We start from the raw sequence: 15,204 nt of genomic DNA, 5'->3' as shown, positions 1-15,204 counted from the left end.
CCCGGTGGCAACGCCCGGCGGGTTTTGTCATTCGAGGTCGTCGATGTGGCGCGGCCAGCTCGCCTTGAGCAAGCGCGACAGCGACCGGTCGGCCAGCACCTTGCCACCGGTCTGGCAGCGGGCGCAGTAGTTGGTTTCGTTTTCGGCGTAGACGATGCGCTGCACCGGTGCGCTGCACACCGGGCACGGCTGGCCGAACTTGCCATGCACCGCCATCCCGGCATGGAAGGCCGTCACCTTGCCGGGCCAGCCACCCGCCTTGTCCGCCTCGGCGCGCAGGCGCTCGGTCCACTCGTTCATCACCGCCCGCACGGCATCGAACAAGGCGGCCACCTGCTGCTCTGAAAGCGCCCGCGTGAGCAGGATCGGCGAGAGCCGCGCACGATGCAGGATCTCGTCCGAATACCCGTTGCCGATGCCGCTGAACAGGCGCGGGTCCGTCAGTGAGCGTTTCAGCGTGTGGTTCTCGCGCTGCAGGCGGTCGGCGAAGCTGGCCAGGTCACCGGCCAGCACGTCCATGCCTCCAGCGTCCAGTGCGGCCAGCGCGTCGCGGCCTGCCACCAGGTGCAGCGACGCGCGCCGCTTGCTGCCTGCTTCCGTGAGCACCAGGATGCCGCCCTCGAACTCAAAGGTGGCGAGTGCGATCTTGCCGGGCGGCTTGGCGCCGGCCGCCAGCCAGCGCAGACGGCCCGCGATCATCAGGTGGATGACGAGGAAGAGCCCGTCCTCCAGCGCCATCACCACCCGCTTGCCCAGGCGCTCCACGCCCAGCACCCGCCGGCCTTCGGCCTGTGTGATCGGCGGCACCGCGGTGCGCAGCAGGAACGGGTTCAGCACCCGCACCCGCTGCAGCACCTGGCCGCGCACGCGTGCATCCAGGCGCTCGACGTAGACGGTGACGTCGGGCAGCTCGGGCATCCCGCGGCCTTTAGCTCACTTGATCGTCACCCACTGCGTCTCCAGCCAGTTGTCCGGCCGGTGCACCACGCTCACACCCGCCCGTGTGGCCCAGGGAATGAACTGGCGGTGCAGCGGGATGTGGTGCACCTGCTCGTTGTGGCGCAGGAACACCTGCTTGATCAGCGCCTTGCGCTTGGCCGGATCGGCTTCCTTGCTGGAGGCGGCCACCAGCGCGTCCAGCTCGTCGTCCTTGTAGTTGCCGCGGTTGTATTCACCCACACCCTTTTCGCCGCGGTTGCGGTAGATCGGCGTGAAGGTGGTTTCCGCATCGGTGATCGAGCCGCCCCAGCCGAACAGGTACAGCGAGGTGTCCAGCTTTTCCGTCTTGGGGAAGTAGGTGGTCTTGGGCATCGCGTTGACCCGCACCTTGATGTTCAGCCGCGCCCACATCGAGGCCAGCGTCTGGCAGATGCGCTCGTCGTTGATGTAGCGGTTGTTGGGGCAGTCCATCGTGACCTCGAAGCCGTCGGCGTAGCCGGCGTCCTTCATCAGCTTCTTGGCGGCTTCCAGGTCGTAGGGCAGGCGCTTCTCGACCTCGGGGTCGTTGAAACTCGCGATCGGCGTGGGCACCAGCGCGCCGGTGGGCGCCGCCTGGCCGTTCATCAGCTTAGTCTTGATGGTCTCGATGTCGATCGCCTGGTACATCGCCTTGCGCACCCGCACGTCCTTGAAGGGGTTCTTGCCCTTCACGCTGGAATACAGCAGCTCGTCGCGGGCCTGGTCCATGCCGACGAAGACGATGCGGTTCTCCGGCCCGTCAATCACCTTCACCGTCGGCGTGTTGCGCAGCTTTTCCAGGTCGCGCGGCGACGGGTCCAGCACGAAGTCGATCTCGCCCGACAGCAACGCGGCCAGCCGCGTGGCGTCGCTCTTGATCGGCGTGTACACCACCTCCTGCACATTGCCTTCCTGCTTGCCCCACCAGTTGGGGTTGCGCTTGAGCACCGTCTTCACGTCGGGCTCGCGTGTCACCAGCATGAAGGGGCCGGTGCCGTTGGCATTGCGGGCGGTGAACATCTCCTCCTTGTTGCCGAAGTCCTGCGGCTTGGTGGCCTTGTGCTCCTCGCACCAGGCCTTGCTCATGATGAAGACCGTGTTCAGGTGGTCCAGGAAGATCGGGTTGAACTGGCTGAGGTTGAACTCCACCGTCAGGTCGTCCACCTTCTTCGGCTCGCCGAGTGCGGTGGCGTAGGCGGCGATCTGCGAGGTCTTCTCGCGCGCGCGAAGCACCGAGAACACCACGTCGTCCGCGGTGAAGGGTTTGCCATCGTGGAACTTCACCCCCGGACGCAGCTTGAAGCGCCACTGCAGCGGGCTGGTCTGCTTCCACTCCGTGGCCAGGCCGGGGATGAAACCCAGCTTCTTGTCGCGCTCCACCAGGAACTCGTAGATCTGATGGTTGATGTTGTTGGTGAGGTTCTCGTTTTGCGAATAAGGATCCATGGTCTGTGGATCCCCCGCGCTGGCCCATCGCAGGGTTTGCGCGCCCGCCGGCAGGGCGAGCGCCGCGGCCAGGGCGCCAAGGGCGAAGTAGTGCTTCATCGCTGAACTCCCGTCAATTGAGTGCGGGGCAGTTTAGGCAAGCTCCGGGCCGGGTGCCTGCGGGTTACTCCGCGGGCGCTGGAAACAAAAAAGCCGCTGGGACACAGCGGCTTTTGGTTCGGGCGGCCAGTGCTTCAGCGGAAGCGCGATTGCGGCACCGTCTTCAGCTCGCTGGGCAGCGAGCCGATGTAGTTGGCCAGCGTCTTCAGCTCGGCATGGCTGAACTGCTTGGCCTGGGCGGCCATGATGGGGTTGCTGCGGCCCACGTGCGGGTTCTTCTCCACCTGGTAGGCCTTCAGCGCCACGTAGAGATAGTCGCTGTACTGGCCGGCGAGCTTGGGGTAGCTGGGGTCCAGCGGCTTGTTCAGGTTGGCACCATGGCAGGACACGCACGCACCCTTGGTGAGCAGCGCCTGCACGTCGGCGGGCACCTGCAGCGTGTCGGGCAGCTTGGCGGGCTCGCCGGCCTTGGCGGCCAGCTGCTCGTAGTAGCTCGCGATGTCGTTCATGTCCTGGTCGGACAGCGACTGCGCGATGCCGCGCATGGTGGGGTGCTTGCGGTCACCCTTCTTGTAGGCGTTCAGGGCGCTGACGATGTACTTGGCACTCTGGCCGGCGATCATCGGCACCTTGTGCACTTCAGGAAAGCTGGCCTGGTAGCCCGGAATGTTGTGGCAGCCGATGCACATGGCAACCAGCTTGTCGGCCGCACGCGGCGAGGCCGCCGGCGAAGGGCCCGATGCCGCGGCCGCCGTGGCGGGCGCGGAGGCGGCGGTCTGGGCTTGGGCGGCCGGTGCGCCGAAGAAGGCGGCTGCAGCGAGGCTCGCGAGGAGGGTCGACAGGGTGAGCGCTTTTTTCATCGGAACCAGCTAGGGTGTTCAGGGCCAACCGAGAATTATAGGGGCGGCCCTATACTGGTCCGACACCTCCGACAGGCACTCTCCATGAAGTTCCAAGGTTCCGATCAATACGTCGCCACCCAGGACCTGATGCTCGCGGTGAACGCCGCCATCACCTTGAAGCGCCCGCTGCTCGTCAAGGGCGAGCCCGGCACCGGCAAGACGATGCTGGCCGAAGAGGTGGCCCGCACGCTCAAGCTGCCGCTGCTGCAGTGGCACATCAAGAGCACCACCAAGGCCCAGCAGGGCCTGTACGAATACGACGCGGTGAGCCGCCTGCGCGACAGCCAGCTGTCCGACGCCGAAAGCTCCGAGAAGGTACGCGACATCCGCAACTACATCGTCAAGGGTGTGTTGTGGCAGGCCTTCGAGGCCGACCAGCCGGTGGCGCTGCTGATCGACGAGATCGACAAGGCCGACATCGAATTTCCCAACGACCTCCTGCGCGAACTCGACCGCATGGAGTTCTACGTCTACGAGACGCGCCAGCTGGTCAAGGCCAAGCACCGGCCGCTGGTGTTCATCACCTCCAACAACGAGAAGGAGCTGCCGGACGCCTTTTTGCGCCGCTGCTTCTTCCACTACATCAAGTTCCCCGATGCGGACACGATGAAGTCCATCATCGACGTGCACTTCCCCGGCCTGAAGAAGGAGCTGCTGGGTGCCGCGATGAAGAACTTCTACGACGTGCGCGGCCTGCCCGGGCTGAAGAAAAAGCCCTCCACCTCCGAGCTGCTCGATTGGCTGAAGCTGCTGGTGGCCGAGGACATTCCGCTGGAGGCGCTGCAGTCGCGCGACGACAAGGTAGCCATCCCCCCGCTGGTGGGTGCGCTGCTGAAGAACGAACAGGACGTCACCCTGTTCGAGAAGCTCGTCTTCATGCAGAAGCACAACCGGTGAGCCGCCCCGACCCCAAAGAGCTGCTCGTCGAAGGCGTCAGCGACGCGCTCGGTTTCCTGCTCGGCGGCCTGGCCGGCTGGGCCGTGGGCCAGTGGCTGGGCTTCGACTTCTTTGCCGAACCAGGCTACAACGCCCGCGCCATGACCGGCCTGGTGCTGATCGCACTTGGCTGCGGCGCCGGCAAATGGGCTGCGCTGCGCTGGCGCCGCGGCCGCAAGACCAAGGTTTGACGGGACCCTCACTGAATGGCACGCCGGCGCCCCATCACCATCGCGGACCTCTGGCGCATCGCGCGCCTGGGCACACCGTCGCTCGCCCCCGACGGCCACGCCGCCGTCTGCGCGCTGACGCACTACTCGATGGAGGACAACAGCGCCCGCAGCGGCCTGTGGCTGCTGCCCACCACAGGCGGGGAGCCACGCGCCCTCACCCACTGCGGTGACAAGGACGGGCAGGCGCGCTGGTCGCCACGCGGTGACCTGATCGCCTTCATCGCCCGGCGCGACCAGCAGGGCGAGAAGGACGAGGAACCGCAGCTCTACGTGATCCCGCCCGATGGTGGCGAAGCACGCCGCGCGGCCAGCGTGGCCACCGGCGTGGAGGCCTTCAAGTGGTTCCCCGATGGGCGACGCATCGCGTTCGTTTCCTGGGTGTGGCCGGACCTGGTCGGCCAGAAAGCGCAGGCCAAGCGGCTGAAGGAATGGAAGGCGCGTAAGGAATCCGGCTACGTCACCAGCGAGGCGCTGTACCGCTACTGGGACCACTTCGTGCACCAGGACCGGGTGGCCCACCTGCATGTGCTGGACGTGCGGACCGGCAAGGTGCGCGACTTGTTCGAAGGCACGCCCTGGGAGCTGGAGCGCGCCGACCCTGACAGCAACGCCTTCGACATCTCGCCCGACGGCCGCCGCATCGCCTTCGCCCACGATCCGGCGGCGCAGAAGCGGCTGGACAACCGCTTTGCGCTGGCGGAGATCGAGCTCAGGAGCGGGCAGGTGCAGCCGGTGGCCGCCGACCCGGCCTGGGACATGAGTGCACCGCGCTACAGCCCCGACGGCCAGCGCATCGCCTTCCTGGCCCGCCACGAGGAGCGCCGCCACACCATGCCGGACCAGATCGCCACCTGGTCACGCGACAGTGGCCGCTGGGAGGTGCTGAGCGCGGACTGGGACCACGACGTGCATGCGCCGCTGCTGTGGCAGGCGGACGGCCGGGCGCTGTACTGCAGCGCCGAGCAGCAGGCGCGCACGCATGTGTGGCGCTTCGACCTCGCCACCCGCCAGGCCGAAGTGGTGGTGCGTGGTGGCATGGTGCACGGCTTTGACCTGGCCGGGGACACCCTGGTCAGCGTGGCCGATGCGATGGACCATCCGGCGCGGGCCACGGTGCATCGCCCCGGCGAGGCGCCGCGCCGCATCGAACGTTTCAACGACGAGCTGCTGGCCGGCCTGCAGTTCGGCCGGCACGAGGAAGTCACCCTGCGCGGCGCCCGTGGCGACGACGTGCACATGTGGCTGGTGTACCCGCCGGGCTTCGACCCGAAGAAGCGCTATCCGGTGATGCACAGCATCCACGGCGGCCCGCATGCGGCCTCGCTGGACACCTTCCACTACCGCTGGAACAACCAGCTCTTCGCCGCCCAGGGCTACGTGGTGGCCTGTGTGAACTACCACGGCTCCAGCGGCTTCGGCTTCGACTTCACCGACTCCATCACCCACCGCTGGGGCGAATACGAGCTGCAGGACGTGGAAGCCGGCACCAACTGGGTCCTGCGCCAGCGCTGGGCCGATCCGAAGCGCGTGTTCGCCACCGGCGGCTCGTACGGCGGCTTCATGGCCGCCTGGATGAACGGCCATGTACCGGCCGGCCGCTACGCCGCCTACGTCTGCCACGCCGGCTGTTTCGACTGGACGGCCATGTTCGCCGACGACGCATACACCTGGCATGCCAAGGAGCTGGGCGCCTGGTACTGGGACGATCCGGCCAAGGTGCACTCACAAAGCCCGCATGCCTTCGTGCAGCACATGCAGACCCCCACGCTGGTGATCCACGGCGCGCTGGACTACCGCGTGCCGGACGCCCAGGGGCTGGCCTACTACAACACGCTCAAGGCCAAGGGCGTGGATGCGCGCCTGCTGTGGTTCCCGGACGAGAACCACTGGATCCTGAAGCCACGCAACAGCGCGCTGTGGTACGGCGAGTTCTTTGCCTGGCTCAAGCGGCACGACCCGGCCGTCAACAAGGGCGGCAAAGGCAGCGGCAAGGAAGCCGGCGACGGCCGAAGCAGCGGCCGCGCCAAGCGCTGAAGCCTCAGCCGCCCACCCGCACGCAGTTGCGGCCGGCGCGCTTGGCCGCATACAGCGCGCCGTCGGCCCGTGCCAGCAGGGCGGCGAGCGCATCGTCAGCGCCCTGCCAGGCCGCGATGCCGACGCTGACCGACAGCGCCACCGGCGTCTCCTGCCAGATCAGCGGCACCGCCTCCACCCGCTCGCGCACCCGCTCCCCCGCCGCCTGGGCCTGCTCCAGCGTGGTGCCGGGCAGCAGCGCCACGAACTCCTCGCCACCGTAGCGGCCCAGCCGGTCGATGTCGCGCATCTGTGCGCCCATCAGCGCGGCCAGGTGCTGCAGCGCGCGGTCGCCGCCGGCGTGGCCGAAGCGGTCGTTGATGCTCTTGAAGTGGTCGGCATCGATCATCAGCACCGCGAACGGGGCCTCGAGCCGGCGCGCGCGGTGCTCCTCGTCCACCAGCGCATCGTCCAGCGCGCGACGGTTCATCACGCCGGTGAGCGCGTCGCGGCGTGAGGTGCGCTGCAGCTGGGCCACCAGGCGGGAGAACACCAGCGCCAGGAGGGTGAGCTGGAAGGTGAGCGTGATCACGAGGTAGACGAACGCGGCGATGAAGTTGCCCAGCGTGTCGGCCGACACCTCGTGCACCGCCCCCGCCGGCAGCAGCAGGGCACGCGCGCTGCGCAGCGCAAACACCAGCCCGCCCAGCGCCAGCGGTGCCGCCACCGCCAGGCCGAAGCGGCGCTGGCGCGGCCCGCCGGCCAGCGCCATCAGGTCCCAGGCGGTGGACAGGCACAGCCCGGACAGCAGCGCCGACAGCACACCCATGCGCCAGCTGCGGTGATCGTCCGCCATGCCCAGAAGGGACACGCCGATGGCCAGCCCCAGCACCGTCGCGTGCCAGCCCCAGCGCAGCGGTGCGCCGTAGAAGTGCCACACGCCGCGCTGCAGCGCGATCAGCGTCAAGGTGACGCAGGCATTGCCGGTCAGGCGCAACAACGGGTCGTTGTGCTGGGCGCCTGCCACATAGAGCGTGAGCGACAAGGCCGTCAGCAGCGCGCACCCCGCCCAGTGCAGCGCCGCCATCCGGGCGGCCGGCATCAGGCGGGCACCGATCACCCAGCCGATGCCCAGCACCAGCTGCTGGGCGCTCACCATCAGGTAGGCGATCTCGGTGCTGTTGAAGGACGGGGAAGCGGACATCGGGGCCGAAGTATGCTTGGGAACATTCGTTGCCAGCGGGCGATTCCGATGCTGATCAATTTCTTCTACACGCTGCGCGCGGCCAAATTGCCGGTCTCGGTGAAGGAATACCTCACCTTGCTGGAGGCACTGAAGGCCGAGGTGATCGGCCCCTCGGTGGACGAGTTCTACTTCCTGGCCCGCACCACGCTGGTCAAGGACGAAGCCCACTTCGACAAGTTCGACCGGGCCTTCGGTGCCTATTTCAAGGGCATCGCGCAGCTGGCCGACTTCACCCAGGAGGTGCCGCTGGACTGGCTGCGCAAGAACCTGGAACTCGAGCTCAGCCCGGAGGAAAGGGCCGCCATCGAGAAGATGGGCTGGGACGAGCTGATGGACACGCTCAAGAAGCGCTTCGAGGAGCAGAAGGAGCGCCATGAAGGCGGCAGCAAGTGGATAGGCACCGGTGGCACCAGCCCCTTCGGCAACTCCGGCTACAACCCGCAGGGCATCCGCATCGGCGGCCAGGGTGGCAACAAAAGCGCGGTGAAGGTGTGGGACCAGCGCGCCTACAAGGACTACGACGACACCAAGGAGCTGGGCACCCGCAACATCAAGGTGGCCCTGCGCCGGCTGCGCCGCTTCGCGCGCGAAGGCGCGGCCGAGGAGCTGGACCTCGACGACACCATCCACTCCACCGCGGCCAACGCCGGCCTGCTGGACATCAAGATGGTGCCCGAGCGCCACAACCGGGTGAAGGTGCTGCTGCTGATGGACGTGGGCGGCACCATGGATGAGCACATCCACCGCGTGGAGGAGCTGTTCTCCGCCACCAAGAGCGAGTTCAAGCACCTGGAGTTCTATTACTTCCACAACTGCGTCTACGACTTCATGTGGAAGAACAACCGCCGCCGCTTCAGCGAGAAGACGCCCACCTGGGACGTGATCCGCAAGTACAACAAGGACTACAAGTTGATCTTCGTGGGCGACGCCACCATGAGCCCCTACGAGATCGTGCAGCCCGGCGGCAGCGTGGAATACAACAACGAGGAACCCGGTGCCGAATGGCTGCAGCGCCTGACGCATGCGTTCCCGAAGTTCGCCTGGATCAACCCCGAGCCCCAGGGCGTGTGGCAGTACCGGCAGAGCATCGCGATCGTGCAGCAGCTGATGAACCAGCGCATGTTCCCACTCACGCTGGCCGGGCTGGAAGGAGCGATGCGGCTGCTCAGCAAATGAAGGCGGCGCTGGCCAGGCCCATCGCCTGCCTGCTGCTGGCGTTGGGCCTGGCGGGCTGCGGCACGCTCGATCCCTCGCAGCGCACGGGTGCGCCCACCGCACCGCCAGAACCCCTGGTGGAGCTGGTGGTGGACGCACCGGGCGAGCTGAAGGCCCTGCTGGCCAACAACCTCGATCTCGCCCGCCTGACCCGCCTGGCCGGGCAGGACAGCGTGAGCGATCCCGAGGTCGCGCGCCTGGTGGGCGCGGCGCCGGCGCAGGTGCGCGAGCTGCTGGAGACCGAGGGCTATTTCCAGCCGGTGGTGCAGGTGCGGCGCGAGCCGGACACCAGCCCGCCGCGGGTGCGGGTGAGCGTGCAGCCGGGGCCGCGGGTGCACATCGGCCGCGTCACCTTCGAGGTGGAAGGCGAACTGGAGCGCCAGGCCTCCGCTGGCGAGCCGCGCGCCCAGGCCGTGCTGGCGGCCTTGCGCGACGGCTGGCAGCTCCAACCCGGCGCGCCGTTTAGCAATGCCCGCTGGAGCGACGCCAAGGCGGCCGCCCTTGCCCAGCTGCGCGCCGAAGGCTATGCCGCGGCCACCTGGAGCGGCACCGGCGCCCAGGTGAACGTCAACGACGATTCGGTGCGCCTGTTCGTGGTGGCCGACAGCGGCCCGCTGTTCCGCGCCGGCGTGCTCGACGTGCAAGGCCTGGAGCACCAGGACGACAGCTCGGTGCGCAACCTCGCGGGCTTCGAACCCGGCGCGCCGCTCACCGACCAGCTGCTGCTGGACTACCAGGAGCGGCTGCAGACCTCGGGCCTGTTCGACCGCGCCAGCGTGGTGCTCGACCCCAACCCCGAGCAGGCCGCCGCCGCCCGCGTGACGGTGCGGGTGCATGAGCTGAGCCTGCAGCAAGCCACGGTGGGCATCGGCTACAGCGCGAATGCCGGCCCCCGCACCTCGCTGGAACACTGGCACCGGCGCCTGCTCGGGTGGCCGGTCATCTCCCGCACCCGCGTCGAATGGGGCCGCGACCGGCAGGCGGTGGAAGGCGACCTGAGCACGCATGTCAAACACGACTTCTGGCGCAACCTGCTGGGTTATTCGGTGGAGCGGCAGAAGACCAACGAGGACACCGTCACCTCCGCCAGCCTGCGCCTGGGCCGCAGCCAGGACACGCCGCACAGGCAGCGCTTTTATTTCGTGGAGGCCTTGAGCGCCACCCGCACCACGGCCGACACGCATGAACAAGCCAATGCGCTGTCCGGCAACTACCACTGGGGCTGGCGCCAGCTCGACAGCAACGTGCTGCCCACCAAGGGCTACACGCTCAGCCTGCAATCGGGCGCCGGCCGCGCGCACGACCAGAGCAACCGCGCCGGTGCCTTCGCCCGCCTGTACGGTCGCACCACGCTGTACCGGCCGTTGGGCGGCCACTGGTTTGGTAGCGCGCGCCTGGAGCTGGGGCAGGTGTATACCGCCAATGGCGTGGAGGTGCCGGACCCGCTGCGCTTCCGTGCCGGTGGCGACGAGTCGGTGCGCGGTTATGGCTGGCGCACCCTGGCGCCGCGAGCGGACGACGGTGGAGTCACCGGCGGCCGGGTGCTGTTCACCACCAGCCTGGAAGCCGGCCGCCCGGTGTCCGCGCGCCTGCCCAGCGTGTGGTGGGCGGTGTTCGTGGACGCTGGCCGCGCCGCGGACAACTTCTCGGAGCTGAAGCCAGCGGTCGGCGTGGGTGCGGGCGTGCGCTGGCGCAGCCCCGTCGGGCCGCTGCGGCTGGACCTGGCCTACGGCAATGAAACGCGCGAATGGCGGCTGCACGCCAGCGTGGGCATTGCCTTCTGACACCATGGCCGACCCGGTGAATCCGCCCAACCCGGCAGCCGGCGCGCCGACGCCGACGCCGACGCCGGCGCGCCGCAGCCGGCTGCGGCGCTGGAGCCTGGCCACCGGCCTGCTCTTCATCGGCCTGCTGCTCTTGCTGGGCCTGGCCCTGGTGGGTGGCTGGCAGGCCCTGCGCACCGAGGCCGGCACGGCGTGGCTGCTGTCCCAGGTGTCCGGCCTGCGCATCACCGGCGGGCGCGGGTCGCTGCAAGGCGGCCCCTTCGCCGCCGACCACGTGGCCTTCAAGCTCGACGGCAGCGCGGTGCAGGTGGACATCGACGCCATGGCCTGGCAAGACCTGCAATGGCAATGGCGGCCTTACTCCGGCGCGTGGCTTCGGCTGGTGGTCACAGGGTTGCGCGCGCAGCGCGTGGCGGTGCGCACCGGCCCTGCGAGCGACACACCCCTGCAAGCGCCACGCAGCCTGCAGCTGCCGATCGAGCTGCTGCTGCCTCAAGTGCAGGTGCAGGCGCTGCAGATCGACAGCGCAACACCGCTGCGCGAGCTGCGCACGAGCCTGCACTTCGGCGCTGACCAGGGCCGCGTGCACCGCGTCGAGCAGCTCGCCTTTGCGTGGGACCGGCTGCAGCTGCAGGGTCAGGGGCACATCGACGCCGTCGCGCCGATGGCGCTGGCCGCGCAGCTGCAGGTGCAGTCGCAAGCCCTGGCCGGCGCCACCGGCCCGCTGGGCAGCGCCTGGCAGGCCGGCGTCACGGCCGGCGGCACGCTGCAGCGCCTGACACTCGGCGGCCAGCTGCGTGCGGCGCCCGGCCCGCAGGCTCCTGCGGCGACCTTGGACCTGCACAGCGTGCTCACGCCCTTTGCGGCCTGGCCGCTGGCCGAGCTGCAGGCCCACATGGCTGGGCTGGATCTCGCGACCTTGGCCACCGGGCTGCCGGCCACGCGCCTGGACGGCCATGCCACCTTGGCGACCACCGGGATGGCGCAGCCGGCGCGCGTCGACCTGCAGGTGCACAACCGCCTGCCCGGCCGCTGGGACGAAGGCCAGCTGCCCGTGCGCAGCCTGCAGCTGGACCTCCGCGGCCAGCCGCGGGACCACCAGCGGCTGGACGTGCATGCGATGGCCCTGGCGCTGGGCACCACCGCGCAACCCGCCGGCGACATCCGCGGCAGCGGCCGCTGGAACGCCGGCACCCTGGCGCTGGACACCACCCTCAGCGCCGTGCAGCCGGCCCGGCTGGACCAGCGCCTGGCCGCCATGACGCTGAGCGGTCCGGTGACCATGACGCTGCATGGCGGCGACACCGCCACCGCGCGGCGCTGGGCGGCCGACCTGCGCGCCCGACTGGAAGGGCAGCTGGCGGGCGGCTCCGGTGCGCCGGTGCGCCTGCAGGCCGAGGGCAGCGCCACCGGCCTGGCCGATGGCCTGGAGATCACGCTGCGCCAGCTCAACGCCAGCGCCGGCACGGCGCGCGCGACCGCGCAGGCCACGGCCCGCGAGCAGCAGGGGCGTTGGCGCTTCAAGGGCAGCGGCGAGCTGGCCGAGTTCGATCCCCTGCCCTGGTGGCCCGGCCCCGAAGGCAGCGCCTGGCGCCAGGGCGGCCATCGCCTGAACGGCCGCTGGGAGGCGGACCTCGCGCAGCCGGCAGGCACCGCACAGCCCAACTGGCAGGCACTGCGTGGCCGGATGCAGCTGACGCTGGCGAACAGCCGCCTGGCGGGCGTGCCCTTGCAAGGCCAGGCGAGCCTGCGCGCCGATGCCGGCACACCGCAGGCCGCGCTGGTGGCCGACCTGCAGGCCGCCGACAGCCGGCTGCAGGTGGAGGCCCAGCTGGCGTTGCAGGGCGACGGCGCGGCCGATGCCTGGCGCGTCAACGCACAGGCGCCCGCACTGGCCGCCCTGGCGCCGCTCGTGCGCCTGGTCCCTGGGGCGGCCAACTGGGAGCCGCGCTCCGGCAGCGTCACCTTGCAGGCCCAGGCCCAGGGCCGCTGGCCCGCGCTGCGCAGCGAAGGCGATGCACGAATTGCCAAGCTGAAAGCGGGCAACGTGTCACTGGACACCGCCGACGCGCGCTGGCGTTTTGGCGGTGGTGCCACCGCGCCGCTGGAGGTCGCCCTGAACGCCGATGGCCTGGCCTGGGGCGCCCAACGCGCCGAGCGCCTGCGCCTGCAGGCCAGCGGCACGCAGCAGAACCACCAGCTGCAGCTGCGCCTGGACACCGCCGCACGGCCACCGGCCTGGACCGACGCCTTGCTGGGCAGCAGCGCCGGCCAGCCCACCGGACTGCAGCTGCAGCTCACCGGGGCCTGGCTGCCGCAGGCCGAGGGCGGCCGCTGGCAGGGCCAGGTGCAGCAACTGCATGCCGGCCCCATCGCCGGCGGCCCCGGCGCCGCATGGCTGGTGGCCGATGGCCTGCAGGCGGAGCTGGCCTTTGGCGGCCAGGGGCAGCTGCTGCAAGCCAACGCCCGCCCGGGCCAGCTGCAACTCCTGGGCGCCACCCTGCGCTGGCGCGACATGCGCTGGCAGGCCGGCAGCGGCGACAAGCCGGCCCAGGTGAACGTGCAGGCGCAGCTGGATCCACTGCGGGTGGCGCCGCTGCTGGCCCGTCTGCAGCCCGAGTTCGGCTGGGGCGGCGACCTCACCGTGGGCGGCCATGTGGCCATCACCACCGGCGCGGCCTTCCAGGCCGACGTGGTGCTGGAGCGCAGCCGCGGCGACCTGTCCGTCACCGACGAAGGCGGCACCCAGACGCTGGGCCTCACCGACCTGCGCTTCGGCGTGAACGCCAACGAAGGCGTGTGGCACTTCACCGAGGCGCTGGCGGGCAGCACCGTGGGTGTGCTGGCCGGTGCCCAAAGCCTGCGCCTGCCGCCGCGCGCGGTGTGGCCCGACAAGGATTCGCCGATGGAAGGCGTGCTCGAGCTGCGCGTGGACAACCTCGGCGTGTGGGGCCCGTGGACCCCGCCGGGCTGGCGCCTCACCGGCCAGCTGCACACCGGCGCCAGCCTGGGCGGCCGCTTCGGCGCGCCCGAATACACCGGCCGGCTCGAAGGCCGCGGTGTGGGCGCGCGCAACCTGCTGCAGGGCGTGAACGTGACCGACGGCGACATCCTGATCGCGCTGAAAGGCCCCACCGCGCAGATCGAGCGCTTCACCGTCAAGGGCGGCGACGGCCTGCTGCGGCTCGAAGGCGGCGCCAGCCTGGGCGACACCCCGCGCGCGCAGCTGCGGCTGAACGCCGGCCACTTCGAGCTGCTGGGCCGGGTGGACCGGCGCATCGTGGCCAGCGGCCAGGCCGAGCTGGCGCTGGAGCGTGACGCGATCCGGCTGGACGGCCGCTTCGTCGTGGATGAAGGGCTGATCGACTTCAGCCGCAGCGACGCACCCACGCTGGACGACGACGTGAGCGTGGTGCAGCGCCCGAGCACCAAGCCGATCGACAGCGCACGGGCGCAGGCGCAGGAAGCCCAGGCGCCGCCCAAGCCGCCGCGCAGCGTGCAGGCCACCATGAACATCGATCTCGGCGAGCGCCTGCACATCCGCGGCCGCGGCCTGGACGCCTACCTGCGCGGCCAGCTGCGCATGACCACGCCCAACGGCCGGCTCGCCGTCAACGGCACGGTGCGCACCGAGAACGGCACCTACGCCGCCTACGGCCAGAAGCTGGAGATCGAACGCGGCCTGGTGGACTTCAGCGGCCCGGTGGAGAACCCGCGCCTGGACATCGTGGCCCTGCGGCCCAACACCGATGTGCGCGTCGGTGTGTCGGTGGGCGGCACCGCGCTCAAGCCGCGGGTGCGCCTGTTCTCCGAGCCGGAGATGGCCGAAGCCGACAAGCTCTCGTGGCTGGTGCTGGGCCGCGCGCCCGAAGGCCTGGGGCGCGCGGACACCGCCTTGCTGCAGCATGCGGCCCTGGCGCTGCTGTCCGGCGAAGGTGAATCCACCACCGACAAGGTGATCAAGGCGCTGGGGCTGGACGACTTCTCGGTGCGCCAGGAAGGCGAAGGCGACCTGCGCAACACCGTGGTGTCCTTGGGCAAGCAGATCTCGCGCCGCTGGTACGTGGGCTACGAGCGCGGCGTGAACAGCACCGCCGGCAGCTGGCAGGCGATCTACCGCATCGCCCAGCGCTTCACCCTGCGCGCGCAGGCCGGCGAAGACAACGCGCTGGACCTGATCTGGACCTGGCGCTGGAACTGAGGCTTCGAGCCCCGCGCGGCCGGGCGCAGCACACCCCGGCCTCCAATACTTCCTTGCAGGCGGCATCTCCCGGAGACCGCACCACACATCAAGGAAAACCCTGAACGGCCTGTGCAAAAAAGTACAGGCATTCGCGGGCCGAGTACCACGCGCCGCAGGGGGCCGGACCTAC

10 protein-coding genes are annotated in these 15,204 nt (G+C 69.8%); 6 read left to right on the top strand and 4 right to left on the bottom strand.

Translation table 11 applies throughout. The features are described from left to right. Positions 1 to 27 precede the first annotated feature (27 nt). From VPH43_RS10425 to VPH43_RS10415, 3 genes are all read right to left on the bottom strand, one after another. Positions 28 to 918: an Fpg/Nei family DNA glycosylase gene (locus VPH43_RS10425; protein WP_328577622.1), complete on the bottom strand. Its 891-nt coding sequence runs from the start codon at positions 916 to 918 to the stop codon at positions 28 to 30. A 15-nt stretch (positions 919 to 933) separates the two neighbouring features. Beyond that, the gene (locus tag VPH43_RS10420; protein ID WP_328577621.1) at positions 934 to 2,502 is read right to left on the bottom strand and encodes an ABC transporter substrate-binding protein; all 1,569 of its coding nucleotides are present in this window, start codon (positions 2,500 to 2,502) and stop codon (positions 934 to 936) included. 134 nt (positions 2,503 to 2,636) lie between these two features. Continuing rightward, a complete protein-coding gene (locus tag VPH43_RS10415; RefSeq protein WP_328577620.1) occupies positions 2,637 to 3,362 on the bottom strand; it encodes a c-type cytochrome in 726 nt (241 codons plus the stop codon). An 84-nt stretch (positions 3,363 to 3,446) separates the two neighbouring features. Between VPH43_RS10415 and VPH43_RS10410 the strand changes: the two genes are divergently transcribed. The 3 genes from VPH43_RS10410 to VPH43_RS10400 are packed head-to-tail and all read left to right on the top strand — an operon-like array spanning position 3,447 to position 6,607. Beyond that, a complete protein-coding gene (locus tag VPH43_RS10410) occupies positions 3,447 to 4,301 on the top strand; it encodes an AAA family ATPase (protein ID WP_328577619.1) in 855 nt (284 codons plus the stop codon). Then, positions 4,298 to 4,531: a hypothetical protein gene (locus tag VPH43_RS10405; RefSeq protein WP_328577618.1), complete on the top strand. Its 234-nt coding sequence runs from the start codon at positions 4,298 to 4,300 to the stop codon at positions 4,529 to 4,531. The genes VPH43_RS10410 and VPH43_RS10405 overlap by 4 nt, the downstream gene beginning before the upstream one ends. A 15-nt stretch (positions 4,532 to 4,546) precedes the next feature. Next, positions 4,547 to 6,607, top strand: coding sequence for a S9 family peptidase (locus tag VPH43_RS10400; protein ID WP_328577617.1), 2,061 nt, complete (start codon positions 4,547 to 4,549; stop codon positions 6,605 to 6,607). A 4-nt stretch (positions 6,608 to 6,611) separates the two neighbouring features. On the opposite strand, the gene VPH43_RS10395 is transcribed toward VPH43_RS10400, so the two are convergent. Then, positions 6,612 to 7,790: a GGDEF domain-containing protein gene (locus VPH43_RS10395; RefSeq protein ID WP_328577616.1), complete on the bottom strand. Its 1,179-nt coding sequence runs from the start codon at positions 7,788 to 7,790 to the stop codon at positions 6,612 to 6,614. A 48-nt stretch (positions 7,791 to 7,838) separates the two neighbouring features. On the opposite strand from VPH43_RS10395, the gene VPH43_RS10390 reads away from it, so the two are divergent. From VPH43_RS10390 to VPH43_RS10380, 3 genes are read left to right on the top strand one after another with little or no spacing between them, the layout of a single operon-like run. Continuing rightward, positions 7,839 to 9,008: a vWA domain-containing protein gene (locus VPH43_RS10390; RefSeq protein ID WP_328577615.1), complete on the top strand. Its 1,170-nt coding sequence runs from the start codon at positions 7,839 to 7,841 to the stop codon at positions 9,006 to 9,008. Then, the gene (locus VPH43_RS10385; protein ID WP_328577614.1) at positions 9,005 to 10,831 is read left to right on the top strand and encodes an autotransporter assembly complex protein TamA; all 1,827 of its coding nucleotides are present in this window, start codon (positions 9,005 to 9,007) and stop codon (positions 10,829 to 10,831) included. Before VPH43_RS10390 ends, VPH43_RS10385 begins: the two co-directional genes overlap by 4 nt. Beyond that, on the top strand, positions 10,782 to 15,032 hold the full coding sequence (locus VPH43_RS10380) for a translocation/assembly module TamB domain-containing protein (RefSeq protein WP_328577613.1): 4,251 nt from the start codon (positions 10,782 to 10,784) through the stop codon (positions 15,030 to 15,032). Before VPH43_RS10385 ends, VPH43_RS10380 begins: the two co-directional genes overlap by 50 nt. Positions 15,033 to 15,204: the final 172 nt, after the last annotated feature.

Origin of the sequence: Ideonella sp. BN130291 (genome assembly GCF_036231905.1) — a bacterium.
GTDB lineage: Bacteria > Pseudomonadota > Gammaproteobacteria > Burkholderiales > Burkholderiaceae_C > CAMLIZ01.
Note: the sequence above shows the minus strand (reverse complement) of the source record. Positions and strands in the feature narration are given on the sequence as shown.